This is a genomic window from Jejuia spongiicola, assembly GCF_023502325.1.
GTDB lineage: Bacteria > Bacteroidota > Bacteroidia > Flavobacteriales > Flavobacteriaceae > Wocania_A > Wocania_A spongiicola.
Window position 1 is genome coordinate 391,705 of sequence record NZ_JAMFLZ010000003.1, and the last position, 25,503, is coordinate 417,207.

The window sequence follows — 25,503 nt, forward strand, 5'->3', positions numbered from 1 at the left end:
ACTTACATCTTGAAAAGAAAATAATAATACAGTTATGAATTTAAATAATTATACTATAAAATCTCAAGAGGCCATACAACGAGCTCAACAAATTGCTCAAAGTTTTGGTCATCAGCAAATAGAAAACGAACATATTTTTAAAGGTATTTTTGAAGTTGATGAAAACGTTTTACCATTCATTTTGAAAAAGCTGAATGCAAACATTAGCATACTTCAACAAGCTTTAGATAAGCAATTAGAAAGCTTCCCCAAAGTTACAGGTAGCGAATTAATGCTATCTCGCGAAGCTGGAAAAAGTCTTAACGAAGCTTCAATTATAGCAAAAAAAATGAAGGATGATTTTGTATCTATTGAGCATCTCATTCTAGCTGTTTTTAAATCAAATAGTAAAATAGCACAAATGCTAAAAGATCAAGGCGTAACAGAAAAAGACTTAAAAGCTGCTATTGATGAACTTAGAAAAGGTGAAAATGTAACCTCACAAAGTCAAGAGGACACTTATAACTCACTTAATAAATATGCAAAAAACTTAAATCAATTAGCAAATGATGGCAAGCTAGACCCTGTTATAGGGCGGGATGAAGAAATACGAAGAATTCTTCAAATACTCTCTCGACGTACAAAAAACAATCCTATTTTAGTTGGTGAGCCAGGAACTGGAAAAACAGCTATCGCAGAAGGTTTAGCTCATAGAATTATTGATGGCGATATTCCTGAAAACTTAAAAGACAAACAAATTTTTGCTCTAGATATGGGAGCATTAATTGCTGGTGCAAAATTTAAAGGTGAGTTTGAAGAACGTTTAAAAGCCGTTATAAAAGAAGTTACTTCTAGTGATGGAGATATTGTGCTATTTATTGATGAAATACATACCTTAGTTGGTGCCGGTGGCGGCCAAGGGGCAATGGATGCAGCTAATATTTTAAAACCAGCTTTGGCTAGAGGCGAATTGCGTGCTATTGGAGCAACTACCTTAGATGAATACCAAAAATACTTTGAAAAAGATAAAGCTTTAGAGCGTCGTTTTCAAAAAGTTATGGTTGATGAACCTGATACTGAAAGTGCCATTTCCATTTTAAGAGGGATTAAAGAGAAATATGAAACTCATCACAAAGTTCGCATTAAAGATGAGGCTATTATTGGCGCTGTAGAATTATCGCAACGCTATATAACTAATCGGTTTTTACCAGATAAAGCTATTGATTTAATGGATGAAGCTGCATCTAAATTACGTATGGAAATCAACTCTAAACCAGAAGAATTAGATGTGTTAGATAGAAAAATCATGCAACTTGAAATTGAAATTGAGGCTATTAAGCGTGAAAAAGATGAAACAAAACTAAAATCACTTCGGTCTGACTTAGCAAACTTAAAAGAACAACGCAATGAGATAAATGCCAAGTGGAAAAGCGAAAAAGAAGTTGTCGATAACATTCAAAATTCAAAACAGAATATTGAAAATTTCAAGTTAGAAGCTGAAAAAGCCGAAAGAGAAGGTGATTATGGCAAAGTAGCTGAGTTACGCTATGGAAAAATCAAAGAAACTCAAGAACAGCTTGAAGAGTTTCAAAAGCAACTACAAGCGCAATCAGAAAATTCATTAATTAAAGAAGAAGTAACATATGATGATATTGCAGAAGTGGTAGCAAAATGGACTGGTATTCCCGTAACTAAAATGCTTCAAAGTGATCGTGAAAAGCTATTAAAACTTGAAAGCGAATTACACAAACGCGTTGTTGGACAAGAGGAAGCTATAGTTGCTGTAAGTGATGCTGTAAGACGCAGTCGAGCTGGTTTGCAAAACCCACAAAAACCTATCGGAACGTTTTTATTTTTAGGGACAACAGGTGTTGGTAAAACTGAGCTTGCTAAAGCTTTGGCTGAGTATTTATTTGATGACGAAAATGCGATGACCAGAATTGATATGAGTGAATATCAAGAACGACATGCTGTAAGTAGATTAGTTGGAGCTCCTCCAGGGTATGTAGGCTATGATGAAGGAGGTCAATTAACAGAAGCCGTAAGACGTAAACCATATTCAGTAGTATTATTAGATGAAATTGAAAAAGCACATCCAGATACATTTAATATTCTATTACAAGTGCTGGATGAAGGGCATTTAACAGATAATAAAGGTCGTGTGGCAGATTTTAAAAATACCATAATTATAATGACCTCTAATATTGGAAGCCACTTAATCCAAGAGCGCTTTGAAGCAACAAAAGATTTAAATTCTGCAGTTGAGGCTGCAAAAATTGATGTTTTAGGGTTATTAAAACAAAGTGTACGCCCAGAGTTTCTTAATAGAATAGATGATACTATTATGTTTACCCCTTTAAGTAAAAATAATATTGTTGATATAGTTGGGTTACAATTAAAAAGTGTTACTAAAATGATTGCTCAACAAGGTATTACTTTTGATGCAACACCAGAAGCAATAGCATATCTAGCAAACAAAGGTTATAATCCTGAATATGGTGCAAGACCAGTAAAGCGTGTTATTCAGAAAGAAGTTTTAAATGCATTAAGCAAAGAAATATTAGCAGGAAAAGTAACTACAGACAGTATTATTTTATTAGATGCCTTTGATGATGAATTGGTGTTTAGAAATCAAAATAACTTAGTTTCTGAAGAATTTTAGATAAAAAATGAAAATTATTTGTAACATAATCGCTTTCTAGCAGTCTATTAGTTGGTTGGTTAGTTGAAAAGCAACATGAATCTTTAACGAGATGATTGTTGCTTTTCCTTTTTATATAAATTAAAACACAAAATAAATATACCGAATGGTATTTTTATTTATATTTGACAAATAATGAAAACAAAAGCAGAACTCACATCGGAATACATACTTGAAATCGCTGCGCCAATATTTAACAAAAATGGTTACGCTGCTACGAGCATGCGAGATATTACCGAAGCAACATCGCTAACTAAAGGAGCTATATATGGAAACTTTAAAAATAAAGAAGAATTAGCTATTGCAGCCTTTAAATATACTGTGAAGAATATGATGAAACGCATAGCAGAGCATTTGGCTTTAAGCGAGTCACCCATTCAAAAACTATTTTTAATAACAGATTTCTATAGAAACTATTATAACTATAGCAAACAATTGGGTGGATGTCCAGTTTTAAACATTGGTGTAGATGCCAATAATCAAAATACCTTATTACTAAAAAATGTAAAGCAAGTCATCGAAAAAATTCAAGATCAGGTAGCTACTATTATAGAAAATGGGATTGAAGCAGGAGAAATATCTACTAACATAAATGCAATGCAATATGCAAAAAGGTTAGATACTATGATTCAAGGTTCCATATTTATGACTTATACTATGGATGATGAGTTGTATATAAAAGATACCATGAATCAAATTGACCAAATGATTCATAACGAACTAAAATTGTAATTTTTTTAATCAATAATATACCAATTGGTATAAACAAAACAATCAAAAATGGATAATTTATTAAACGTATTAGAAAGTAAAACTAAAATTAGATTTCAAGATTGCGACCCATTTAATCATTTAAACAATGGTAGCTATATAGATTATTTTATGAATCATCGTGAAGATGCTTTAATAGAACATTATAATGTCGATATCTATAAAATGGCTAAAACTTTAGGCAAAAGTTGGGTGTCTAGCAGTAATCAAATAGCTTATTTAAAGCCTGCCTTTTTAATGGAAACAGTAGCTATCGAATCACAATTAATTAAATTTACAGATAGCGAATTATACGTAGAAATGCGTATGTATAATGAAAACAAAAGCCATTTAAAGGCTATTATTTGGTGTGGTTTTGTACATTTTAACCTATTACAGCAAAAAAGGGAGACGCATACTGAAGATTTGATGCAGTTATTTGAAAAGGTAATTAATCCAGTTGATGCAAATGCATTCGAAACACGAATTGGACAACTGAGAAAATATAAAACCGAAACACCCGTTTAACTTACTAACAAATTATTGTTAATTAAATCATTGTTAAAATTCAAAAAAAATCGTTTTAATTTCCTACTTTTACATCAATATAAACCCCAAATTTTATATTACATATATTAAAAAACATACTTTAAAACAAAAACCTACTTTTTAAATGCATATTGTTAATTATATAGAATACACCTTATTACATCCTTCTGCTACAGAAAGAGATATTATTGAATTATGCCTAACTGCGCAAAAAAACAATTATTATGTTGTTAATGTTAATAGCTATTATGTTTCTTTAGCTAAGCAGTTACTAAGTAGTACAAACATTAAAGTATGTGCCCCTATTGGATTTCCAATGGGTGCAATGGCTACTGCATCAAAAGTATATGAGGCAAAACAAGCATTAAGTGATGGTGCTGATGAGATTGAAATGGTAATTAATCAAGGCTTGCTTAAAAGCAAAAATTATGTTTCAGTACTAAAAGATATTACTGATGTAAAATTAGCTATTGGCGAAACTCCATTAAAAGTAATCATAGAAATTTCTGAATTAAACAAAAATGAGATTATAAGAATATGTGAAATTTGCTTAGATGCAAAAGTAGATTATATAAAAACATCTAGTGGTTTTTCTAAAGGTGGATCAACTTTAACAACTGTAAAGATTATTAAAAAAACTGTAAGAGAGCACGTTAAAATAGCTGTTTTTGATGGCATTGAAGATTATGATACAGCTATAAAGTACATTGAGTCAGGTGCTGATAGAGTTGGAATTTCTTATGGTATAGAACTTGTAAATAAATCACGACCTAAAAGGAATTCTAAGATATTTAAACAATACATTAAAACTTTCAAAGAAGAAGATGCTATAAAAGAAGATAGTGTTTACGAAAAAAATTAAGACTAACTCAAATTTTAAAAAGCTAAACAAAACTTAAAAAGTGATTGTTTAGCTTTTTTTTATATATCAAATTTTCAATTAAAAGCGCATTCCAAAACCGATACCAGCTATAAATGGATTTATATCAACATCTGCACCAACAGTAGCCCCTAAAGCCGTTGTTGCATTAACAGCAACATCTGTATTTAGCAATAAGTATTTTACATCTAGATTAATAAACCAAGTATCATTTATATCTATATCAAAACCAGCTTGAAAAGCGAACCCTAAAGTACTATCATAGCTAACATTATTTGCTACGGGGCCTGCACTTTCATTATAAAACAAAGTGTAATTTATACCTGCTCCAAAATATGGGTGCACAACATCTCCATCAAAATGGTATTGTAAGGTAAGTGTTGGCGGTAATAACCAAACATCACCTAAGGGAATATCTCCTACAGCTGTTGATATAGCCTTAACATCGTGCTTTGTAGTGGCCAAAATTAATTCAGCTGCGATGTTTTTAGTGAAAAAATAAGTAAAATCTAATTCAGGAACATAAGTATTAGATATTTGTACATCACCACCAATAGTTTGTATGGTTGCAGATTCGTTAGGAACTACAGCAATAGCACGTAATCTAACTTGCCATTTGCTAAAGTTTGTAGTTGAATTGGTTTCGTTTTCTTGTGCATTAATCGCATTAAACATAAAACATGCAATTAAAGCTGTAAAAATTGTTTTCTTCATGGTATTTGAGTTATTATTTACAGCAAAATTAGCATCAAACAAATAACTAAAAACTGACTTAAATCATAGTTTGAAAATAATTTTTATAAGCATATTGGTGTTTTATAAATTGTTTGTTATTAATCCCTTTTTATTCGAAAAATAAACTTAATTTTAACATTACTATGAAATTTTTAAACACATATATAGATCATACACTTTTAAAACCTACGGCTACTAAAAGTGATATTATAAAGCTTTGCGAAGAAGCGATAGAACATCAATTTTTCTCAGTATGCGTAAACAGTTGTTATGTTCCTTTAGCTAATGAGTATTTAAAAGATAGTAAAGTAAAGGTTTGCAGTGTTATTGGTTTTCCTTTAGGAGCTATGTCCACCAAAGCTAAAGTTGCAGAAGCCGAATCTGCTTTAAACAATGGTGCAGACGAAATTGATATGGTTATTAATTTAGGGCATCTAAAAAGCAAAAATTTTGATGCTGTTTGGAAAGATATTGAAGCTGTTAAAAAGGTGATGCCAAACAAAGTATTAAAGGTTATTTTAGAAACTTGCTATCTAGAAGAATTAGAAATTATAAAAGCTAGTGAACTTGCAATACAAAGTGGTGCTGATTTTATAAAAACATCTACTGGATTTGGAACTGAGGGAGCTACCATTAATGATATAAAGCTAATGAAAAGTGTTGCTAAGGATAAATGCATCAAAATTAAAGCCTCGGGGGGTATCAAAGACACCAAAACAGCATTAGAGTATATATCCCTAGGAGTAAATCGTTTAGGAACATCTTCTGGTATTGCAATAGTGACTGGAAATGCATCAAATTCAAATTATTAAAACAAAAAAGAAATGAGTGTACATATTGAAGCAAAAAAAGGAGACATTGCTGAAACTATTTTACTCCCTGGTGACCCATTACGCGCAAAATGGATTGCCGAAACTTTTTTTGAAAACCCTACCTGTTTTAATAAAATAAGAGGTATGTATGGCTATACTGGAACGTATAACGGAAATCGTATTTCGGTTATGGGTACAGGTATGGGCGTTCCTTCAATATCTATTTATGCTCATGAACTCATTACTGAGTATGATGTTAAAAACTTAATTAGAGTTGGTAGTGCTGGCTCATATCAAAAGCATATAAAAATAAGAGATATAGTTTTGGCTATGGCGGCGTCTTCAAACTCTGGTGTTAACGAATTGCGGTTTGGAGGCGCAGACTATGCTCCTACAGCTAACTTTGAATTATTTCAAAAAGCTGTAGACATAGCCAAAGAAAAAAATATTCCTTTAAAAGCGGGTAATGTTTTTACTTCGGATGAATTTTATGCGGACGACTTTGAATCGTATAAAAAGTGGTCAAAATTTGGTGTGCTCTGTGTAGAAATGGAAACTGCTGGTTTATATACTGTAGCAGCAAAACATAATGTAAACGCGCTGTCTATTTTAACAATATCCGACTCTTTAGTCACTGGAGAACGCACCACAAGTAAAGAAAGAGAAACAACTTTTAAAGAAATGATAGAAGTTGCTTTAGAATTAGCTTAATTCCTATGATTTCAATTTCAGCTAACTTACATCTAGAAAATATTACCATAAATAATCAGAATAGCTTGATGGATTTAATGCGAAAAATTTATCCACCTGCTTATAAACACTTATGGGTGAATGAGGATTGTAACTGGTATTTGAACCATTGTTTTTCAGAAGAAAATTTAAAGAATGAATTAAGTGAAGCAAACGCTATTTACTGCTTTGTAATTCATAATTTAAAAAGAGTTGGCATTGTGCGCTATTTATATAATACTAGCACGAACGAAGTAGTCAAAAAAAATGCTACTTTTATACACAGAATTTACCTTAGCAATGAAGTACAAGGTAAAGGTATTGCTAAACAACTTTTTAGTTGGATAGAAAAACAAGCCATTCAAAAACAGGATAAATTTTTATGGTTGAAAGCTATGGATACACAGCTACAAGCACTTAAATTTTACGAAAAACAAGGATTTAAAACTATTGACAAAATTAGCTTAGATTTTAACTTAATCCATCAACATTTAAGAGGTATGGTTGTTATGACTAAAGCACTTAATAACAAAATTTAAAAACATTATGAAACAGTTATTCATTATAGGCTTCTTATTAATATTTACATTTCCTAGCTTTAGTCAAACTGAAGAATCTACTAAAACTACTACATATTACTTTATTCGTCATGCAGAAAAGGATAGAAGTGATAAAACAAATAAAAACCCTCATTTAACTGAAGCTGGTAAAAAACGTGCTGAACGGTGGAATAATATCCTAAAGCATGTAAAATTTGACGCTGTATATTCAACCGATTATAACAGAACAAGAGAAACAGCAAAACCTACAGCTACAAAAAATGAGTTAGAATTAATACTTTACCACCCTCATAAACTTGATAAAGAAGCATTTTTAAGTGACACTAAAAACAAAACTGTTCTTGTAGTTGGTCATAGCAATAGTACTCCTACGTTTGTAAATTCTATTTTAGGATATAAAAAATATGAACATATTGATGATAACAACAATGGTAACTTATACATTGTTACCATAATTGATGAAAAAATTATTGATCAAGTATTAGAAATTAATTAACCGATATATTTTCGAGTTCAATTTTAGAAAGTAATTGCAGTTTATCATTTTCAAAAAGTTCGTCTAGTTTTTCTAAAGTTGCTGAAGCCTCTTTTGGTTTATAGTTATTATAATCTACAAACCTAATGCCATTAACATAACGCTCATTATAAGCTTCTCTAAAGCGAAAACCTAAGCCATCAGGCTCTGCATATGAATAGGCAATATAAGCTGTTTTAAATGATTCCGCATCAACCCAATAAATAAATACATCATCAAAATCTTCTCCACCACCCTCTTGATTAAAGGTAACTTTGATTTTATAATAATACTTTCCTTTTAACTTAACTTTGTCCAAATACTGTTTGTTAACGGCAGCGTCATTCAAACCATATGGCAATACCGAAAAATAGTGGACAGAATTTACAGAAGCAGAATATCTTGGAATCATACTATCTGCCACTTTTACTAATTCGCTATTAATGTAGCGTTCAAACCCTTCGTTAGACAATATATCTTTTATAACATTAAGAGAGTCTTTAAGCTCTCTTTCTAATTGATACGTTCCTTTACTGCGTATAGCTTTATAATGTCTCTTTCTAAAATTAAAATTGATGGTAGAATTATTTGTTTTTTTACCTCCAGAAATCTCAATAGATTTATCAATAATACTTTGAGCATTAATAGAGTCTTCCTTTTTACAGCCAACAAAAAGGACCGTTATTATTACAACTAATAAAAATTTACGCATTATACTTTTTTAATATGTGTCGTAAAACTATGCAATACTTACCCTAAAGTAGTATAAAATTTTCTTAATATTTAACTAATTCAAATGCAATGTTTTGACCTGTAAACTTTTGTGCCAAAACATTTATTGAAGTTTCCTTAAGCTGTAATACTCTAGGATAGCCACCCGTAGTTTGGCAATCTCTCATTAAAGCAATAAGTGTTCCAGATGGTGTTAGTTGTATTGTGCCTGGAAGCACAGAAGATGTGATTATAGGTGATAAGTCATTATCTAGAGTTTCATTTAATTGATAAGCCATTCTATTGTTTTCTTTTGAAATAGTAAATGTAGTTGAAAGCAGTTTTTCCTGTTGTTCAACCGAAAGTAAATCAAATTCGGGCCCTTTAAAAACCTTAATATATTTTGAATCAAAATAACTCATATTTACTTTAATACTAGCATGCTTTATACTGTTTATAACAGAATCAGATATTGATAACTCATCATTTTTACTAAGTACAAACTGACCTGTAACCCCTTTATACATACTTCGGCTATTCATAATAGTTTCAGTGTTAAACCCACCATAAACAGCTAAATAACTTCTAAACCCAGAATTAAGCTTTCCAAAAGACAAAGTATCTCCAGCTCTTACAGAAATACTTTTATAAAGTTTTATTTCAATTGAGTTGAGTTGTGGTGACATATCTGCCCCAGAAATACAAATATTAGTATCACTACCAAAGTATAGAGTTGCTCCAGTCATAGTCATCTCTATAACTGCATCATTTTCATTGTTTCCCAAAATAGCATTAGCAATTGATGCTGAATATGAATCCATAACTCCAGAATTCGGTACACCATAATGTTGATACCCTATTCTGCCTAAATCTTGAATGGTTGAGAAAAACCCAGATTTAATAACTTTAATCATACAAAACCTCACTTTCTATTTGGTAAACACCAGCATTGACCAGAGTTTTTATATCATGATATTTTTTTAATGAAATTGGGCAAAACTTTATACGATCTCCAGATTTAGCAAAACAAGGAGGCTTAGTTGTTGCATCAAAAAAAGATATTGGAGTGTTTCCAATAATATTCCAACCACCTGGACTCTCGTTAGGATAAATACCAGTTTGATTTCCTCCAATCGCTACTGACCCCTTTTCTATTTTTAATCTAGGAGATTCTTTTCGTGGAAAATTTAGAGCTTCGTCTAAGCCACCTAAATACAAAAACCCTGGCAAAAACCCTATGAAGTAAACCGTATAGACTGCTTGCGAATGGCGCTTTATAATATCTTCTTTTGAAATGTTTTTAGTTTGCGAAATTGATTCCAAATCAATACCCAAATTGGCATCATAACATACAGGAATTTTCCACTGTTTAAAAATAGATTTTGTAAGCTTTTCCTTTTGCTTATAAATTCTTTTCAGTAGAGATATTTGGTTATTAAAATCAATTGAAAAATAATTGTAAATAATTAACAATGAATTATATGTGTGACTTATATTAACAATTAGTTTAATATCATTTTTTAATATTTTGTCTTTAAAAGACAATACATTAAACAGTATTTCTTCATCAATTAGTGATGGCCATTCAATTAAAATTGAACGTTCTCCATAAGGTTTATATATAAGGTCAAAAGCCATATAAAGTTAAGCAATATCTATCCCTTTTGTTTTTAGATTAGCGTTTAGGGTTTTTACTAAATTTACTGCTCCAAGATGATCTCCATGGATACAAAATGTATCTGCTTTAATTGCTATTTCTGCACCATTAATTACCTTTACTTTTTGAGTTGTAATCATTCTATAAACATGGTCAAACAAAGTTTCACTATCATCAATTAAAGCATATGCTTTGTTTCTTGGCACTAAGGTTAAATCTGCATTATAATTTCTATCAGCAAAAGCTTCGTAAATTATTGATACATCGTTTTTAATTGCAATATCAGCAATTACCGACTTATACGGCACATACAATTTTATTGGCAATGCTATGCTTTTTATAGCTTCAATAATAGTTTTAGCAACCTTTTCGTCTACAGCTGCCAAATTATAAAGCGCACCATGGGGTTTGATATGATAGAGTCTTGCGTGCTCTTCCTTTAAAACACATAGCAAGTCTCTTATTTGTTTTTTTATCGATTTGTATAAAACTACAGAAGGTATTTCCATTGGCAATCTACCAAAGTTTTCTTTATCAGGAAACGACGGATGTGCACCTATCTTTACGCCATGTTCTTTAGCTAATCTTACAGCTTTCCTCATGGTTTCTGCATCACCTGCATGACCTCCACAAGCTATATTACAGCTAGAGATATAAGGCATCAATTGAGATTCGTTACCAACACCTTCACCTAAATCTACATTGATATCAATCTTAAAATTTTGCACTAAAAAAGGTTTAAATGAAATACTTTATTAAGCGTAGCTAGCGATAGTAAGATACTAATTCCTAAGATAATAAATCCAAAAAGGTTTTGCTTTACATTGTTTTTATGAATTCCTAAAACCGATTGTTTATTCATAATCCAAATTAAAAACCCAGCAATAACAGGCAGCAAGATACCGTTAGCCACCTGAGCAAATTTTATAATCTCTATGGATTTTATTCCTATAGAAGAAGATATAACTCCTACTAACAAAATAAACATCCAAACTGCTCTAAATTTTTTTGCTTTCATGTTGGTTGACCAACCTAAACATCCACTTGCTACAAAAGCCGCTGCCAAAGGTGCAGTTATAGCACTTGTAATACCAGCTGCAAACAACCCAATTGCTAAGAAGTATTTTGCAAAGCTACCAAACAAAGGCTCTAACCCTTTGGCTAAATCTGCCGCATTACTTATATCTTGAGTTTGAATAGAAGCCGCTGAAATAATTATACACATAGATACTAACCCTCCTAAAACAACTGCTATTATAGTGTCTTTTCTAGCAAATTTTAAATCCGCTTTATGATGCCACTTCTCTTTTACTAAGGATGCATGCAAAAACAGGTTATAGGGTACAACTGTTGTGCCTATTAATGCAATAATGGTTAAAATACTATCTTTTGGGAATTTAGGGATAAAAGCACCTTTTAAAATTTCTGAAATATTTGGTTTAGTAATAATAGCAGTAATCAAAAAAGCTATACTCATTAATATTACTAGGGATACTAACACTTTTTCTAATAGTTTATAATTGCCAATATATAACAAAACAAAAGCGACAAAACCTATAACAATACTTAGCAAATTAATAGACAGACCAGCAACAGAAATACTTGGTTTGCCTACAATAGTTTCTAAACCTAAAACCCCGCCACTAATATTTCCTGCTTCGTAAGCTGTATTGCCAATAACAATAGCCGAAAGTATTAATATAATAGCCAAGGTTTTAAAAACTGGGTTTTTAATTTCGCTTCTTATAACTTCTGATAATCCTTTTTGAGAAATAATCCCTAGTCTAGCTGCCATTTCTTGTAAAACAACAGTGGCAATAATAGAGAGTAACATAGCCCAAAGCAATGCATAACCAAAACCTACACCAGCTAACGTGCAAACGGTTACTGTACCAGGGCCAATAAAAGCCGCTGCTACTAATGGACCTGGACCAATGTTTTTGAACCAGTTTTTAATCATTCCGAAGTTGAATTAAGCGCATAAATAGCAAAACTACCTAACCAGTGTCCACCCTCATAACTATCGCCTACAATACTTGGTAACGAATAGTTTATGTGATGATTCGCAATATTTTTAAGATGCTTATATTCAGGTAAATCTTCAGCAATTTTATTTAAACTCCACGCTCGTGAAAAATTAACACCATCTAAATGCACCAACTTCCCATCAGACCTATCGGATACTACTCCTGTTTCCAACTTAAAATTTTCATCTTTTAATTGCGGTAGAAAAACGTTCAACCAAATTTTAAATTCTTCTATTGGCAAAACACGCTTCATTAAAGCAGCTTCTTCTAAGCAAGGTGATAAAAAATCGAACCCACCAGGTTCCCATGTTATTGGACAACCACTATCTTTCATATAAAAATCTTTGGCGCGTTGTTCTATCATGCTTTTTAAAACTACATTATTTACTGTATTAGCATAATCCCATGCAAAGGATAGCCCGAAAGCAGTGTTTGGGTGCTCGCCAACTCGAATTGGATAATTTAGTTTTGGTAGAAACTCTATGTATTTCCCAACAATTAAATCGGTTAGAGGTTGCAAATTGGTTTCTAAAGTTCGTGCGGTTGCATCGTCCCATGTATATAATTCTTCGGCAAGTTTAAGCAACCATGCCCAGCCATAAGTTCGTTCGTACGATTTGTTGTGTTTGCCATAAAAATACTGCACTTCGGCCTCTATGTTTTCTTTTGATATGTTTTTTAACAAGCGTTGTTTAATATCTTCTGAATTATCAACATTAGGGAATTGCTTTAGCAAACTTACCAAGCTCCAATGCCCATGAACCGATGAATGCCAATCGAAACATCCATAAAACGCTGGATGCAATGCACTAGGAGATTTTAAATCTTCATCACCACCTAAAGTTTGTGATAACTTGTTTGGATATTCTGTATTAATACAATGCAAAGGCAATTGCGCTAAGGTATTTGCACCTTTTAAATTGAGTTTTGGAATACCAACAATAGGTTTTTGATTTGATGGCGAAGCTGATGTTATAACAGATTCAATTTCTTGTTTACTTTCTTTTGAATTATTACAGCTTAGGATTAAAACTGCCAGTAATATCGTAAAGTTTCTTTTCATTATTATAATAAGTTAATGTTTTTTAAGTTCCCAATTACCAGAATATATTTCTTCCACATCTCCATCAATAAATTGTTCAACAATATATGTAATTTCCCATTTCCCTTTGTATGCTTTTGAATGTATATCAAATTCTCCATAATAATTTACATCAGGATGCGAAACCTGTTTGTCTACAACTATTTCATCATTTTCATTAAGAAAATATGTGTAAGGATATTTCATTACGAAGCTTATAAAATTATTTTCAAAAAACCCTTTAACCTTAACAGGTTCGTCAAAATACTTCTTAGACTCTTCGTCATGAGCAGTCCCTTCAAAAGAATGATTATTAACAAAGATATTAATCTCGAATTCAACTTCTCTAAAACTTGCTAATGAAGAATATTCGTCTTCATAAGAAAAAAAACCTTTCCAAATTTCATTATTAGAAACTATTCTCATTTACTAAAACATAATCAATTACCCAACTAATCTACTTTATCTATACATGCTAACTATAGTCATAAACTTTAATTAACTGTATCAAAACAATCATCGCTTATTTTGTAATAACCGTTCAAATCATTTCCATCAAAACAGTCAGAAAAATTGTTATATAAATTCTTTTCATAATCCTTTAAGTTACCATTTTTCAACTTTTCAAGTACTGAAGTATGAATTTTCAGCTTTCCATTGTTATAAGTACTACTATCAGAATATTTTTTTAAATTTCTACTTCTGTTACGACTTATTACTTTCATAATAGAATACCTACCATTATGAGATTCTGATTCGTAATCTGAATACGTTTTAGTTTCTTTTTTAAGAATGCAAAACCTATCGATTTTTTTAATCATCCAATTTAAAGAATAGTTTGGTATAAAAGTATTTTTATATCCACCACCAACATCTGAATGAGCTCCAAAAAACCAGACTTCTTCTACCTTTTTATCAATATCTATTGGTTTTTTACATTTCTCGAATAAATGTTTTTCGGTTAATAAAATAGGTGTAAACAAATAGGCTCGCTGATCGTTTAATGATAAAGCATGAGCTGCTTTTTTTACATTACATAATTGATCGTTGTAGCGCGTATTTGGGCGTTTGTAATCTTCTTTAGAATTTGGTAAACCTAAAGCTTCAACTGTATCCCATAAGCCCATAAACTCAATATTCACATCAGTTTGAGATTTAAAATTTTTAAATTTTTTCACAATCTCTTCCCTTCTTTCATCTGCGCTTGCATTTTTCTCTTTATAGGTTCTGTATAATTTTTTTATTGTTTCCTTTTTTTTCTTTTTGTCTAGTTTCGATAAATCAAAAACTCCTGCAACATCTACAAATCCTGCTAATATTCTTGCTGCATAAGCACCTCTACTAAAACCAAAAATATAAATTTCGTCTTTATTTTCTTTTTTATAATTATCTACCAAAAATTGATACGCAATACGAACATCTTCGCCAATCCCCCAGCCTGTCGCCAAACCAATAACCTTACCCTTAGTTCCTACTCCTTCTATATATACTGCTTGAATATTTTTATTTTCTTGAAGTGTAACCAAATTATACAACTTAGCAATATTTGTGTTACTAGATTCACTATTTCCAGTACCATCAATAAACACTAAAAGCTTTTTAGGTTTGCTATTAGCTTTTAATGGTAAATGGTATACTGCCTTGCCGCAGCTAAAAAATAAACAAGTAAAAAGTAGTAAAAAAAATGCTCTCATATATAATGATATAATAATACTTAACCCAGCCAACCTTCTCTATCCAAACTTCGATACTGAATAGCTTCACTAATATGCGATCCATTAACACACTCAACACCTTCTAAATCAGCTATAGTTCTCGAAACCTTTAAAATTCTATCATAAGCACGAGCAGATAAATTTAATCGCTCCATAGCGGTTTTTAAAAGTGTTTTCGAAGCGTCGTCTAAAATACAATATTTCCGTATTTGTTTGGTATTCATTTGCGCATTATAATGGACTGTATCTGAGTCATTGAAACGAACAGTTTGCAATACTCTAGCTTTAGTTACACGTTTTCTTATATCAACAGAGGTTTCACCTTTTCTGTCATCAGACAGCTTATCAAAAGGTACTGGCGTTACTTCAATATGAATATCGATTCGATCTAACAACGGGCCAGAAATTTTACTTAAATAGCGTTGCATTTCTGCTGGACTTGAAGTTACTGGAGCATCAGGATCGTTGAAATACCCGCCTGGACTTGGATTCATACTCGCTACCAACATAAACGACGATGGATAAGTAACAGTAAATTTTGCTCTAGAAATAGTAACCTCTCTATCTTCTAATGGTTGACGGAGAACTTCTAAAACATCACGTTTAAATTCTGGTAATTCATCTAAAAACAAAACGCCATTATGCGATAAAGAAATCTCACCAGGTTGTGGAAAACTACCACCTCCAACTAATGCAACGTTTGAAATGGTATGATGCGGGTTCCTAAACGGACGTTGAGCCATCAATCCTGTATCTTTTACACGACCAACTACAGAATGTATTTTGGTGGTTTCTAGGGCTTCATAAAGTGTCATAGGAGGCAAAATACTTGGTAGACGTTTTGCTAACATGGTTTTTCCTGCCCCAGGTGGACCAATTAAAATAATGTTGTGTCCGCCAGCAGCCGCAATTTCCATACATCGTTTTATACTTTCTTGCCCTTTTACATCGGAAAAATCAAATTCTGGAAAATCTAAGCTTCTTTCAAACTCTTTTCGTGTATCTATTATGGTTTGCTCTAAGGTTTCTCCTTTATCAAAGTAATTGATAACTTCTTTTATATTATCTATTCCGTAAACTTTTAGATTATCAACAATAGCAGCTTCTTTAGCATTTTGCTTTGGCAGAATAAATCCTTTAAAACCTTCTTCTCTAGCTTTTACCGCTATAGGCAAAGCGCCTTTAATGGGTTGTAAACTCCCGTCAAGAGAAAGCTCTCCCATTATTAAATAGCTTTCTAAATCTTCAGATTCTATCTGCTTTGACGCTGCGAGAACACCTATGGCTAAGGTTAAATCGTATGCGCTCCCCTCCTTTCTCAAGTCGGCAGGGGCCATATTAATAGTAATCTTTTTTCCAGGGATTTTATACCCATTATTTTGTAATGCAGCAGCAATTCTGTAATTACTTTCTTTAATTGCATTATCTGGTAATCCTACCAAATGGTATCCTATACCAGAATCAACATTAACTTCAACCGTAATTGTAGTAGCTTCAACACCAAAAACGGCACTTCCAAAAATTTTTTTAAGCATATAATTAGTTTAATACTTAAATGTAAAAAAAGAACCTCTAGTTTTATTAGGCGATGTAATAAACGGGCAAATGCGAGCTTAACCATAGTGACATAAATAAAAAACCCTCATAAATGAGGGTTTTAAAAATATTGAATATGTAATAATTTAATTAGTACCGTTTATAAACTTAGGCTTAATAACTAACATCGCCCAACCCCAGTTTTGCATATCAGATGCTGCAGTTTCTGTAACACCTTTTAATTCGTACATACCATTGCTAGCAAACATATGTGAGTACCCTAGCTTTAAAGCATAGTTTTTAAAAGCTTTAGAAAACACTAAATCTAACTCTGTGCCTAAAGATTTTTCACCGCTCGGTAAATCTTGCTCACCACTAAAGTTTAAAACTCTAACCAATAAACTAGAAGAGCTATTCAGCTTGAAGTTTGCACTTGCATGTATATCAAACAACCCAATAGAATTTGCATGATTTCCTACGTAGAAGTAATCCATAAAACCGTTGAATTTATGATTTGTACCATACAATGGAAAAAATGCTTCTGTATCTGGTGTCGCTGAATCATTGCCACTAATAATTTCTAAACCAGCGCCTAGAATTATTTTATCAGAAGCTTTATAAGTTAGATCTAAACCTAAAAGATAAGCTCCATCTATATTATCACCTAACTGCAAAAAGGCATTAGCTGCTATTCCAAATTTATTCTTTTTATAGTTTAAATGTGTTCCTAGAGTTTGAATACTATTTACTCCATCTGGGTTATCATTAGTATCGAATTTCTGAAATCCATTATTTAGTAATAGTAAGCTTCCTGCAAAGTTATTCCAAGCCTGCTTTAAATATAAATACTGCATGGTTTTATATGAAAAGAAACCTGTAGTGTTATATCCTGTTCCTGTAGAAATAAAACCTGTAGGATGCGAATAATCTTGATTAAAAGCTAATCCAAAATCAGCTATAAACTTTCCATTTTTATATTTAATTAAAGCAGCATCATGATTACGCCCTTGTTGTGCCCAATCTAATCCACCCATAATTCTTTGGTCATCATAAGAAATAACTTGGCGCCCTAGTTTTGTTGAAAACCCTTCTCCTAAATTAATTTCTGCCCATGCTTGAAATACAGCAAACGAGTTGTTTTGATCGTTAGGTAAAATTTGCCTGTTTTCTCCCCAAACCATCACATCTTGAAAACTTACATAAAATTTGTAAGCATCTACTTGATAGCCTGCATTCAATCGAATTCTAGTAGATATACCAAAACCAGCATCTGCGGCATCTGGAATAATGCTCCCAAACCCATGTCTGTATTCTGTTCGTGGTCTAAACTCTCCATCTAAAGTAAATTGTGCTTGAGCAAATTGTGACGCTACAATAAATATAACAATAAGTAAATAGTACTTTTTCATCTTTTTAAAGTTTTTATTAGTTTTTAAATCTTGTTATGCATCTGAATAATTTCATAAAAGACTTCCATTCTTTTAATACTTACCAAAGATAAAACCATTAAAAAACTTACTTTATGATAAATCTCATGTAATTACTATAAAAAATGTTTTGGGGTTTATTAAATAAAAATGGTGTTTTCAGTATCTAAAACAAAAATTATATATTACTTATATTCTTTCTCGTTTTAGTTGCTTTAAAATAAGCTATGATGGCAACTACAGTCATTAACAAAGCAAGTACATACACAAAACTTGGAATAGGTAATGGGTCTCCTGCTGCATAGCTATGTAACCCTGAAAGATAATAGTTTACTCCAAATGAAGTCATTATAATACTCCAAAATGCGAACATGCTAGCTACGTTTAACACATAGCTATTATTTAGCTTAGGAATAAAACGTAAATGAAGTACTATTGCGTATACAATTATACTGATTAATGCCCAAGTTTCTTTCGGATCCCAAGCCCAATAACGTCCCCAAGATTCGTTTGCCCAAATACCTCCTAAAAAAGTACCAACAGCCAAAACAAACAAACCAATAGTCATGGCTATTTCATTTATATATGTAAGCTCTTTTATTTTAACTTCAATAACAGCCCTTGTTTTTGGTGTTTTTATAATCAATAGGATTAAAGCCATGAGTCCTAAAACTGAAGATAATGCTAATGGAGCATAACTACTAACAATGGTAGCTACATGTATTTTTAGCCAATACGATTTTAACACAGGCATTAAGTTTGTTATTTCTGGATTTAACCAATCTAAATAGCTTACAAATAATAATGCGCCAGAAAACAAGGTAGCTAATGGCAAAGAAAAGTCTGATTTCCTAAATATAATTAAACCACATAGCACCAGAACCCATGCTACAAATACAAGCATTTCATAACCATTGCTCCACGGAGCGTGTTGAGCTACGTACCAACGCAAAATAATATTTGCTGTAAAACATAAGAAGAAAATTAATGTAAATATGATAAAAAGGTTGTTTATAAAGTCTACCCACTTTTTGTAGAAAAACATCTTAACTATAGCTAAAACCAATAGTACAAAACCAAGCGTAAAAAATGCTTGAAACAACCAGAAATTAACGTTAGCATTATTATACCAAAGTTCAGCTTCTACTCGCCTAGAAGTAGGTATGACATCGACTCCTAAAACTTCTTGATATTTTTTAATATACATCAATTTTTCGTGGGCATCTTGATAATTATTGACTCCTATATCTTTAAAATAAGAGGGTATAATATACTTTGCAAATTGAGCATCTTCTTCCGGAAAATCTTCAAAGTGATGATTATAACTAAACCAAGTATTATTTGTATCATTTTTATTAGGGAAGATTTTTAGATAATTCCCAATAAAAACATTGTATAAAATATTAAAACGTTCATCAATTTTTAACACCTCTTTATCAAACTCATTACGTTCTGATGGCTTTTTCTTATTTGCTTCCTCTACTTGATTGGTTAATATATACGAACCCTTTTTATCTAATAAACTAGTAAAAGGTACTAACTTGTTTTTTCCAATAGTAATAGTATCAAATAACTTCCTTGTTTTTTTAAAATCAACCTTTATAATGGGTACTCGTTGCCAAACTTGAGGCAGCATATGCATTGACAAAAAAGTTTGGTTTGCATCAAAAATAATATCCTTGTTATTTAAAGGGTAAACAAATTTAGTTTTTCTAGATATTTTTCTAAGAAACTCTGATGCTAGTGTATTTATTGGCTTAATACGCCCGTCTAAGTCCTGCACTAATAGCCTTCCAAAAAATTCGGCATGGGTTTTATCAATTTGCTGATTTTCTATAACTTTTTCAATCGAAGTTAACAACGAATCTGCTGAATTTTGAGCAAAAACATTGGGCAAACTAAAAAACAAAAACACTAAAATCATAACGCTTTTATGCTTTATTTGCCTTAGCTTTTTATTTATTAGCTTAAAACGAGATGTTTTACCAAATAAGGTAAAAAACATTCCTAACGTCATTAATAAATAACCTAAGTAGGTTATAATTGTGCCCAAACTATCATGGTTAACGGATAATACGGTTCCTTTTTCATCGGTATCATAACTAGCTTGAAAAAAACGATAACCTCTATAATCCAACACATTGTTCATAAAAATTCTAAACGGTGTTTCTCTACCATCATCCAAAATAGTGACTTCACTAGCGTAAGCGGAAGGACTTGATGATCCAGGATAACGTTCTAGCTGAAAATCATTTAGTTGAATTGAGAACGGAGTTTGAATGGCTCCAGCTCCATAAGATAAAATTACTTTAGTATCTCCTATCTCTACGTTGTGATGTGTAGGTCTAAAACCCTCTCTATACAAAAGGTTTATAGGTTTTTCTTTAGCATTTACAGACACATTAACTATTAAAGCATCATCTTTTGTTTTATCATTATCTTTTAGTTTGTCTGATTCACTTTTTATTTGAAACTTACCAAATTCATAATATCTTAAAGGCACAAAAGAAATATCTCCAGCCCTGTACAATGTTCGTAACGTAATATCTTGCAAGCTATCTTTAACTATTTTACCAGCTTGTTTAGTAGACATTATAAAGAAATCTAAATCATGAGGGGCGCTAATACTAAATGCGCCTTCTCTCTCTATGATATTGATAATGCCTTCCTTATCAGAATTGAAACCAATTTCGTGTTGATGCTCTCCAATTTTCTCTATTTCTCCTCTTTTAAGGTATATAGTATTTCTACCCTTACCAACTGTAACTACTAACTCAAGCAAAGGTTCGCCTTCATTCTCATCTTCTACTACCTCAGCTAAAGCATCTGGGATAAAATTATTATATGAAATAACAATTGGTTCCCCTTTAAATGTTGTTTCCAAGATAAAGTCATTATCTTGAATAGGAGAAAATGACAGTTTCTTTTTTATAGATTTTGTTGTTACACCATCAGTAATTGTTGCCGATAAAAAATTAGTATTAGAAATGATGATGTTAGATGAAGCCCCTTCCCTAATGCGCATTATCCCGCCATAAGATGTATATCGTGTTACAGCTGCTCCCAAAATGATAACGATAAATGCTACATGAAACAATAGAGTTGCCCATTTTTCTTTACGCAATAATTTATACTTAAATATATTAGCAATAAATGCGAAGGCTAAGCCTAGTAAAATAAGTTCAAACCACCAAGAATCATATATAGCGACCCAAGCAGTAGCTGTACCAAAGTCGTTTTCTATAAATGTTGCTACAGCCATTGCTATCGCAAAAATTAAAAGTAATAGTAAAGCTAAACTTGATGAGGAAAAGAATTTATATAATTTTTGCATAAAACGATTTAAAAAAAAAGATAACTCCTGTGATTTTTGTCTTCAAAAGTTATCTTTTATAGTTCTTAAAGTAAAGATTATAAAACCTTAATTATTCATTGATACTTTTTTTGTATTGTAACCCGCTTCTCTTTTTTTAGCAGCTTCTAACCATTGTGGTACAAGAGTTTTTTTAAACTCTTCCTTATCTTTTTTCATTTTTTCAACATCTAAACCTATATAAGCCTGTGCTTTCTCTTTTGTTGAAATATCTGGCATCTCTACTGGTTTATTATATCCTAAATCGGCTAGCAAACGTGCTAATTTTATACGGCCCTCTTGAATAATTGTAAATCCACTACCAAGTACTCTTCCAGTTTCTACAGGCGAATGGAATGAAGCTCCATGGGCTGCTGCTGCATAATCCCAACGCCATTGTGCATGACGAATATCCATTAAAATATCTTGCATTTGTTCTTCTGTAGCTCCTAAATCCCAAGCTTTCTTTGCTTCGACATGAGCCTTAACTAAAAAATCTTCTAATTTTAATCTATTCTCAGCAGCTTTTTGCTGGCGTTCATAAACATTATTTTTTAGTTTATCAGCATCTTCTCTATGACAAACTTGACATGCATTTGCAACATTATTTAAAGGAGATTGTATATGGTGATCGGTAAACTTTTGTCCTCCTTCGCTTTTATAAGGCATATGGCAATCTGCACAAGATACGCCTCTATCAGCATGAACTCCTGTTAAGTATGTTTCGTAACCAGGGTGTTGTGCTTTTAGCATAGGTGCACGACTTAATTTATGAGTCCAGTCTTTAAAATTGATATCATCATAATATTTTTCCATAGCTTCTACAGACATTCCATTTTTCCATGGAAGCTTTAAATAAGGTATTCCTTCATTACCTGGTACTTTCTTATCAAAATAGTACTCAACATGACACTGTGCACAAACTAAAGATCGCATTTCTTGATGCGTAGCTAGATTGATGTCTTTTCCCATTTCTTGAAAAGCTTCTACTAATGCAGGACGCGTAATGGTTAACTTCATCGTTTTGGAATCATGGCAATCTGCACAACCTATAGGGTTAACTACTTCTGACCCTTTATCAGCCCATTTTCCTGAATAAAATTCTGCAATACCCTTTTCGTTCATTAAACGCGGTACATCAGGACTTTTACAAGTCCAGCATGTTGCAGGCATTGGGCCATCACCTTTTCCTTTAGGAGCTCCGGTTCGTAGTGAGTTTTGTAAATCTTCAATAGCATATTGATGCCCTCTACCTTGATTATAATCTTTAGAAAATCCATAACCAGCCCAAAGCACTACTAAGCGTGAGTCTTCATGCAAAACATCTCGCATTGCAGAACCTCCTTGAAACGATGCAAAATCGGATTCTGAAGTTTGTAAAAATGATTGATACTCTGCAGGAAAGTTTTTTCCCCACTCAGCATTCCTTGGTTCATTTTCACTAATATTTACCTGAGGTACATATTTGTATTTGGCTTCATTTTTTCTGTTAAGAATACTTGATGCCAGCAAGCCTAGTAGAAATACAACTATAGCTGTTACGATAAATAATACTTTGTTTTTCATATGCTTAACTTTACTTTTTTATGATCTTACCTCAACTGCTATGATGCAGGTTAACACCTTTTAATCATTTTTGATGTTAGTAAAATAATTTTAGTATTTCATAAATCAATATTTTACTCCGCCTCTATTTGTTTTTGCAACCATTCTGGAATTACAATTTTTTCTGTATCAGTTGGTAATGGTGCAATATTATTTCTTATTGTAGAAATACCATGAACCGTTCCATGCGGTACTTCTTGATGGCAACTCCAACACTGTCTTTCTGTTCTATTATTTGCATGGTTTTCTATCCAACCATCATACTTGGTTTGAGTAACTTGCTGTACATGACAACGGATACAATTATTTTGTACTACTTCTTGAGATTCCTCTCGCATAAACATAACTTCAGGTTCAGCTCTTAAAGTAAACACAGAAGCATGAAATAAACCGTCCTTTGCTTTAAAATAGTATTTATTAAATATATTGTTGTGTGGTACATGACAATCGTTACAATTAGCCCACTCTCTATGAGAACTGTGCATCCAACTATTATACACAGGAGTCATAACATGGCAGTTAACACAGGCTTGAGGATTATCAGACATATACGAAACTAACTCAGCTTCCTTAGCCATAAAAAAACCTAATCCAGTAATTACTGCAATTAAAAAAACCGCAGTAGTTCTCCATTTCGATTTTTTGTCTGGTAATATGTTTTTTTTAAGATTCACTAAAGTTATTATTACAAGTTAAGAGTAAATCATTTTTGTAAAATTGTGTATTATATTTCTTAATATTCAATACAAAACTCAGTCAATTACATTGCTTAAAATATGATTTTTATCATACAATAAAAAATATTTAAAACTATAATTTATCAGTGTATAAGAAACCTCAAGTTTTTTATTCAACTGTATAAATGTACAAATTAAGTCACTTTTTTATATCGAATTTTTCCTAATTCAATACCAATGGCTGTTTTTGCTAATATTGTAAATATAAAAGCTCCCATTGCCCATATTCCAATGGTAACACCAACTTCTATTTTAGTTGGCAAATACTCAACTATTTTACCATATGGTCCAGGTATAAATCCCGGAACTATAAGTCCGAAGCCTTTTTCAATCCAAATCGCCACAAAAAGTAAAAAGCAACAGAAATATAAAATGTTAAGGTTTTCTCTTAATTTCTTAAAAGTTAAAATTACAGTAGCAACAACATTCATAGAAATAGCTGTCCATATCCAAGGTAAAAGCGCCGTTTTACCATCAAGCCCAAAGAATAAATAATAAGCGCTTTCACTATGATGCGTTGGTGCATAAAACTCCTTAAACAACTCAGATACAAGCATAATGATGTTTATTTGAGCTGCAACAGTAACTATTAATGCAATTTTATTAATGGTTTTATCTTTAATTTTAAAATCAGTAAATGATCGAATAATTGCTAAAACTAAAATAATTAATGCAGGACCAGCTGCAAAAGCAGATGCTAAAAAGCGAGGTCCCAGTAATGCGTTATTCCAAAATGGACGAGCTTGTAAACCTTGATATAAAAATGCGGTAACTAAATGAATTGCCACTGCCCATAGCACCGATAAAATTGCTCCTGGTATATAAACTTTAGGGTTTGGCACTTTGCCTTGGTAACGTCTAAACAAAATATAAAAAGGAATGCTTATATTTAAAAACAAGTAACCATTTAAAACAATAACATCCCAAGTTAGCATTGAGTTTGGAAAATTAAATACGCCAATACCTGGTATCATATGCCAAAGTACCGATGGTCCACCCATATCTGCAACCACAAAAGCTAAGCACATAATAAGTGCAGCCACAGCTAACCCTTCTCCAATAAGCACGGCTTGTTTAAAATCAATATCTTTAAGCACATACGTTGGCATAACCAGCATTACAGCAGCAGCTGCAACACCTACCAAAAATGTAAAATTAGAAATATACAAGCCCCAACTTACCCTATCTGTCATTCCAGTTACACTTAAACCGTGCTCTAACTGTATAGAATAACAATACATCCCAATAAGCATAATAAACGTTAAGAATCCCATCCAAATATTATATTTACGAGATCCTCGCGTAGTAGCATCTATGCTATCTATAACTAAACTTCTAAAAACTTTTAATCGTCGCATATACCTTTTATTATAACTCTTGGTTTTATATGTTTTTCTTGGCGTTACCACAAGTGGTCGGGCTTTTCGTTACAAGTCCTCACTCGTG

General features: G+C 32.0%; 23 protein-coding genes. 8 read left to right on the forward strand and 15 right to left on the reverse strand.

Annotated features, from left to right (window positions below; translation table 11 throughout):
* Nucleotides 1-34: 34 nt before the first annotated feature.
* From clpB to deoC (M3P09_RS09050), 4 genes are all read left to right on the forward strand, one after another.
* Nucleotides 35-2,641, forward strand: coding sequence for an ATP-dependent chaperone ClpB (gene clpB, locus M3P09_RS09035; protein ID WP_249972878.1), 2,607 nt, complete (start codon nt 35-37; stop codon nt 2,639-2,641).
* Nucleotides 2,642-2,815: 174 nt separating this feature from the next.
* Nucleotides 2,816-3,412: a TetR/AcrR family transcriptional regulator gene (locus M3P09_RS09040; protein WP_099565987.1), complete on the forward strand. Its 597-nt coding sequence runs from the start codon at nt 2,816-2,818 to the stop codon at nt 3,410-3,412.
* A 48-nt stretch (nt 3,413-3,460) separates the two neighbouring features.
* Nucleotides 3,461-3,958: an acyl-CoA thioesterase gene (locus M3P09_RS09045; RefSeq protein ID WP_249972879.1), complete on the forward strand. Its 498-nt coding sequence runs from the start codon at nt 3,461-3,463 to the stop codon at nt 3,956-3,958.
* 145 nt (nt 3,959-4,103) lie between these two features.
* A complete protein-coding gene (gene deoC, locus M3P09_RS09050; protein ID WP_249972880.1) occupies nt 4,104-4,841 on the forward strand; it encodes a deoxyribose-phosphate aldolase in 738 nt (245 codons plus the stop codon).
* A gap of 78 nt (nt 4,842-4,919) precedes the next feature.
* Here deoC (M3P09_RS09050) and M3P09_RS09055 read toward each other — a convergent pair whose 3' ends face one another.
* Nucleotides 4,920-5,573: an OmpW/AlkL family protein gene (locus tag M3P09_RS09055; protein ID WP_249972881.1), complete on the reverse strand. Its 654-nt coding sequence runs from the start codon at nt 5,571-5,573 to the stop codon at nt 4,920-4,922.
* Between the two features lie 164 nt (nt 5,574-5,737).
* On the opposite strand from M3P09_RS09055, the gene deoC (M3P09_RS09060) reads away from it, so the two are divergent.
* The 4 genes from deoC (M3P09_RS09060) to M3P09_RS09075 are packed head-to-tail and all read left to right on the forward strand — an operon-like array spanning nt 5,738 to nt 8,191.
* Entirely contained in the window at nt 5,738-6,406 is a 669-nt protein-coding gene (deoC, locus tag M3P09_RS09060; protein WP_099565990.1) for a deoxyribose-phosphate aldolase, read from the forward strand.
* Between the two features lie 12 nt (nt 6,407-6,418).
* Nucleotides 6,419-7,117: a purine-nucleoside phosphorylase gene (deoD, locus tag M3P09_RS09065; protein WP_099565991.1), complete on the forward strand. Its 699-nt coding sequence runs from the start codon at nt 6,419-6,421 to the stop codon at nt 7,115-7,117.
* 5 nt (nt 7,118-7,122) lie between these two features.
* Nucleotides 7,123-7,674: a GNAT family N-acetyltransferase gene (locus tag M3P09_RS09070; protein ID WP_249972882.1), complete on the forward strand. Its 552-nt coding sequence runs from the start codon at nt 7,123-7,125 to the stop codon at nt 7,672-7,674.
* Nucleotides 7,675-7,681: 7 nt separating this feature from the next.
* A complete protein-coding gene (locus M3P09_RS09075) occupies nt 7,682-8,191 on the forward strand; it encodes a SixA phosphatase family protein (protein ID WP_249972883.1) in 510 nt (169 codons plus the stop codon).
* Here M3P09_RS09075 and M3P09_RS09080 read toward each other — a convergent pair.
* The 14 genes from M3P09_RS09080 to dsrP form a co-directional block, all read right to left on the reverse strand.
* Nucleotides 8,184-8,921, reverse strand: a complete 738-nt coding sequence (locus M3P09_RS09080) for a DUF6503 family protein (RefSeq protein ID WP_249972884.1) — start codon at nt 8,919-8,921, stop codon at nt 8,184-8,186. The two genes, M3P09_RS09075 and M3P09_RS09080, sit on opposite strands and share 8 nt — an antisense overlap.
* Nucleotides 8,922-8,985: 64 nt before the next feature.
* Entirely contained in the window at nt 8,986-9,834 is an 849-nt protein-coding gene (locus tag M3P09_RS09085) for a 5-oxoprolinase subunit C family protein (protein WP_249972885.1), read from the reverse strand.
* A complete protein-coding gene (pxpB, locus tag M3P09_RS09090; RefSeq protein WP_249972886.1) occupies nt 9,827-10,558 on the reverse strand; it encodes a 5-oxoprolinase subunit PxpB in 732 nt (243 codons plus the stop codon). The genes M3P09_RS09085 and pxpB overlap by 8 nt, the downstream gene beginning before the upstream one ends.
* Nucleotides 10,559-10,564: 6 nt before the next feature.
* Nucleotides 10,565-11,305, reverse strand: coding sequence for a 5-oxoprolinase subunit PxpA (gene pxpA, locus M3P09_RS09095; RefSeq protein ID WP_099565997.1), 741 nt, complete (start codon nt 11,303-11,305; stop codon nt 10,565-10,567).
* Nucleotides 11,305-12,537 carry an Nramp family divalent metal transporter gene (locus M3P09_RS09100; RefSeq protein ID WP_249972887.1) on the reverse strand — a complete coding sequence of 411 codons (1,233 nt, stop codon included), beginning with the start codon at nt 12,535-12,537 and terminating at the stop codon, nt 11,305-11,307. The genes pxpA and M3P09_RS09100 overlap by 1 nt, the downstream gene beginning before the upstream one ends.
* Nucleotides 12,534-13,667, reverse strand: a complete 1,134-nt coding sequence (locus M3P09_RS09105; protein ID WP_249972888.1) for a DUF2891 domain-containing protein — start codon at nt 13,665-13,667, stop codon at nt 12,534-12,536. Before M3P09_RS09105 ends, M3P09_RS09100 begins: the two co-directional genes overlap by 4 nt.
* A 12-nt stretch (nt 13,668-13,679) precedes the next feature.
* Nucleotides 13,680-14,111 carry a hypothetical protein gene (locus M3P09_RS09110; RefSeq protein WP_249972889.1) on the reverse strand — a complete coding sequence of 144 codons (432 nt, stop codon included), beginning with the start codon at nt 14,109-14,111 and terminating at the stop codon, nt 13,680-13,682.
* 68 nt (nt 14,112-14,179) lie between these two features.
* Nucleotides 14,180-15,379 carry a phospholipase effector Tle1 domain-containing protein gene (locus M3P09_RS09115; protein WP_249972890.1) on the reverse strand — a complete coding sequence of 400 codons (1,200 nt, stop codon included), beginning with the start codon at nt 15,377-15,379 and terminating at the stop codon, nt 14,180-14,182.
* 20 nt (nt 15,380-15,399) lie between these two features.
* Complete coding sequence (locus M3P09_RS09120; RefSeq protein ID WP_249972891.1) at nt 15,400-16,935, reverse strand: YifB family Mg chelatase-like AAA ATPase; 1,536 nt, start codon at nt 16,933-16,935, stop codon at nt 15,400-15,402.
* A 147-nt stretch (nt 16,936-17,082) separates the two neighbouring features.
* A complete protein-coding gene (locus M3P09_RS09125) occupies nt 17,083-18,345 on the reverse strand; it encodes an alginate export family protein (RefSeq protein WP_249972892.1) in 1,263 nt (420 codons plus the stop codon).
* 196 nt (nt 18,346-18,541) lie between these two features.
* Nucleotides 18,542-21,697, reverse strand: coding sequence for a cytochrome c biogenesis protein (locus M3P09_RS09130; protein WP_249972893.1), 3,156 nt, complete (start codon nt 21,695-21,697; stop codon nt 18,542-18,544).
* A gap of 87 nt (nt 21,698-21,784) precedes the next feature.
* Complete coding sequence (gene nrfA / locus M3P09_RS09135; RefSeq protein ID WP_249972894.1) at nt 21,785-23,281, reverse strand: ammonia-forming cytochrome c nitrite reductase; 1,497 nt, start codon at nt 23,279-23,281, stop codon at nt 21,785-21,787.
* 113 nt (nt 23,282-23,394) lie between these two features.
* The gene (gene nrfH, locus M3P09_RS09140; RefSeq protein ID WP_249972895.1) at nt 23,395-23,994 is read right to left on the reverse strand and encodes a cytochrome c nitrite reductase small subunit; all 600 of its coding nucleotides are present in this window, start codon (nt 23,992-23,994) and stop codon (nt 23,395-23,397) included.
* Nucleotides 23,995-24,191: 197 nt separating this feature from the next.
* A complete protein-coding gene (gene dsrP, locus M3P09_RS09145; RefSeq protein ID WP_249972896.1) occupies nt 24,192-25,415 on the reverse strand; it encodes a sulfate reduction electron transfer complex DsrMKJOP subunit DsrP in 1,224 nt (407 codons plus the stop codon).
* Nucleotides 25,416-25,503 lie beyond the last annotated feature (88 nt).

Coding starts and splice junctions, on each gene's coding strand:
- M3P09_RS09100 (WP_249972887.1), bottom strand. CDS start 12,537: ATGATTAAAAACTGGTTCAAAAACATTGGTCCAGGTCCATTAGTAGCA.
- deoC (WP_249972880.1), top strand. CDS start 4,104: ATGCATATTGTTAATTATATAGAATACACCTTATTACATCCTTCTGCT.
- M3P09_RS09075 (WP_249972883.1), top strand. CDS start 7,682: ATGAAACAGTTATTCATTATAGGCTTCTTATTAATATTTACATTTCCT.
- M3P09_RS09085 (WP_249972885.1), bottom strand. CDS start 9,834: ATGATTAAAGTTATTAAATCTGGGTTTTTCTCAACCATTCAAGATTTA.
- deoD (WP_099565991.1), top strand. CDS start 6,419: ATGAGTGTACATATTGAAGCAAAAAAAGGAGACATTGCTGAAACTATT.
- M3P09_RS09120 (WP_249972891.1), bottom strand. CDS start 16,935: ATGCTTAAAAAAATTTTTGGAAGTGCCGTTTTTGGTGTTGAAGCTACT.
- M3P09_RS09040 (WP_099565987.1), top strand. CDS start 2,816: ATGAAAACAAAAGCAGAACTCACATCGGAATACATACTTGAAATCGCT.
- M3P09_RS09045 (WP_249972879.1), top strand. CDS start 3,461: ATGGATAATTTATTAAACGTATTAGAAAGTAAAACTAAAATTAGATTT.
- M3P09_RS09105 (WP_249972888.1), bottom strand. CDS start 13,667: ATGAAAAGAAACTTTACGATATTACTGGCAGTTTTAATCCTAAGCTGT.
- nrfA (WP_249972894.1), bottom strand. CDS start 23,281: ATGAAAAACAAAGTATTATTTATCGTAACAGCTATAGTTGTATTTCTA.
- M3P09_RS09130 (WP_249972893.1), bottom strand. CDS start 21,697: ATGCAAAAATTATATAAATTCTTTTCCTCATCAAGTTTAGCTTTACTA.
- clpB (WP_249972878.1), top strand. CDS start 35: ATGAATTTAAATAATTATACTATAAAATCTCAAGAGGCCATACAACGA.
- M3P09_RS09125 (WP_249972892.1), bottom strand. CDS start 18,345: ATGAAAAAGTACTATTTACTTATTGTTATATTTATTGTAGCGTCACAA.
- M3P09_RS09055 (WP_249972881.1), bottom strand. CDS start 5,573: ATGAAGAAAACAATTTTTACAGCTTTAATTGCATGTTTTATGTTTAAT.
- M3P09_RS09110 (WP_249972889.1), bottom strand. CDS start 14,111: ATGAGAATAGTTTCTAATAATGAAATTTGGAAAGGTTTTTTTTCTTAT.
- M3P09_RS09070 (WP_249972882.1), top strand. CDS start 7,123: ATGATTTCAATTTCAGCTAACTTACATCTAGAAAATATTACCATAAAT.
- dsrP (WP_249972896.1), bottom strand. CDS start 25,415: ATGCGACGATTAAAAGTTTTTAGAAGTTTAGTTATAGATAGCATAGAT.
- M3P09_RS09115 (WP_249972890.1), bottom strand. CDS start 15,379: ATGAGAGCATTTTTTTTACTACTTTTTACTTGTTTATTTTTTAGCTGC.
- M3P09_RS09080 (WP_249972884.1), bottom strand. CDS start 8,921: ATGCGTAAATTTTTATTAGTTGTAATAATAACGGTCCTTTTTGTTGGC.
- deoC (WP_099565990.1), top strand. CDS start 5,738: ATGAAATTTTTAAACACATATATAGATCATACACTTTTAAAACCTACG.
- pxpB (WP_249972886.1), bottom strand. CDS start 10,558: ATGGCTTTTGACCTTATATATAAACCTTATGGAGAACGTTCAATTTTA.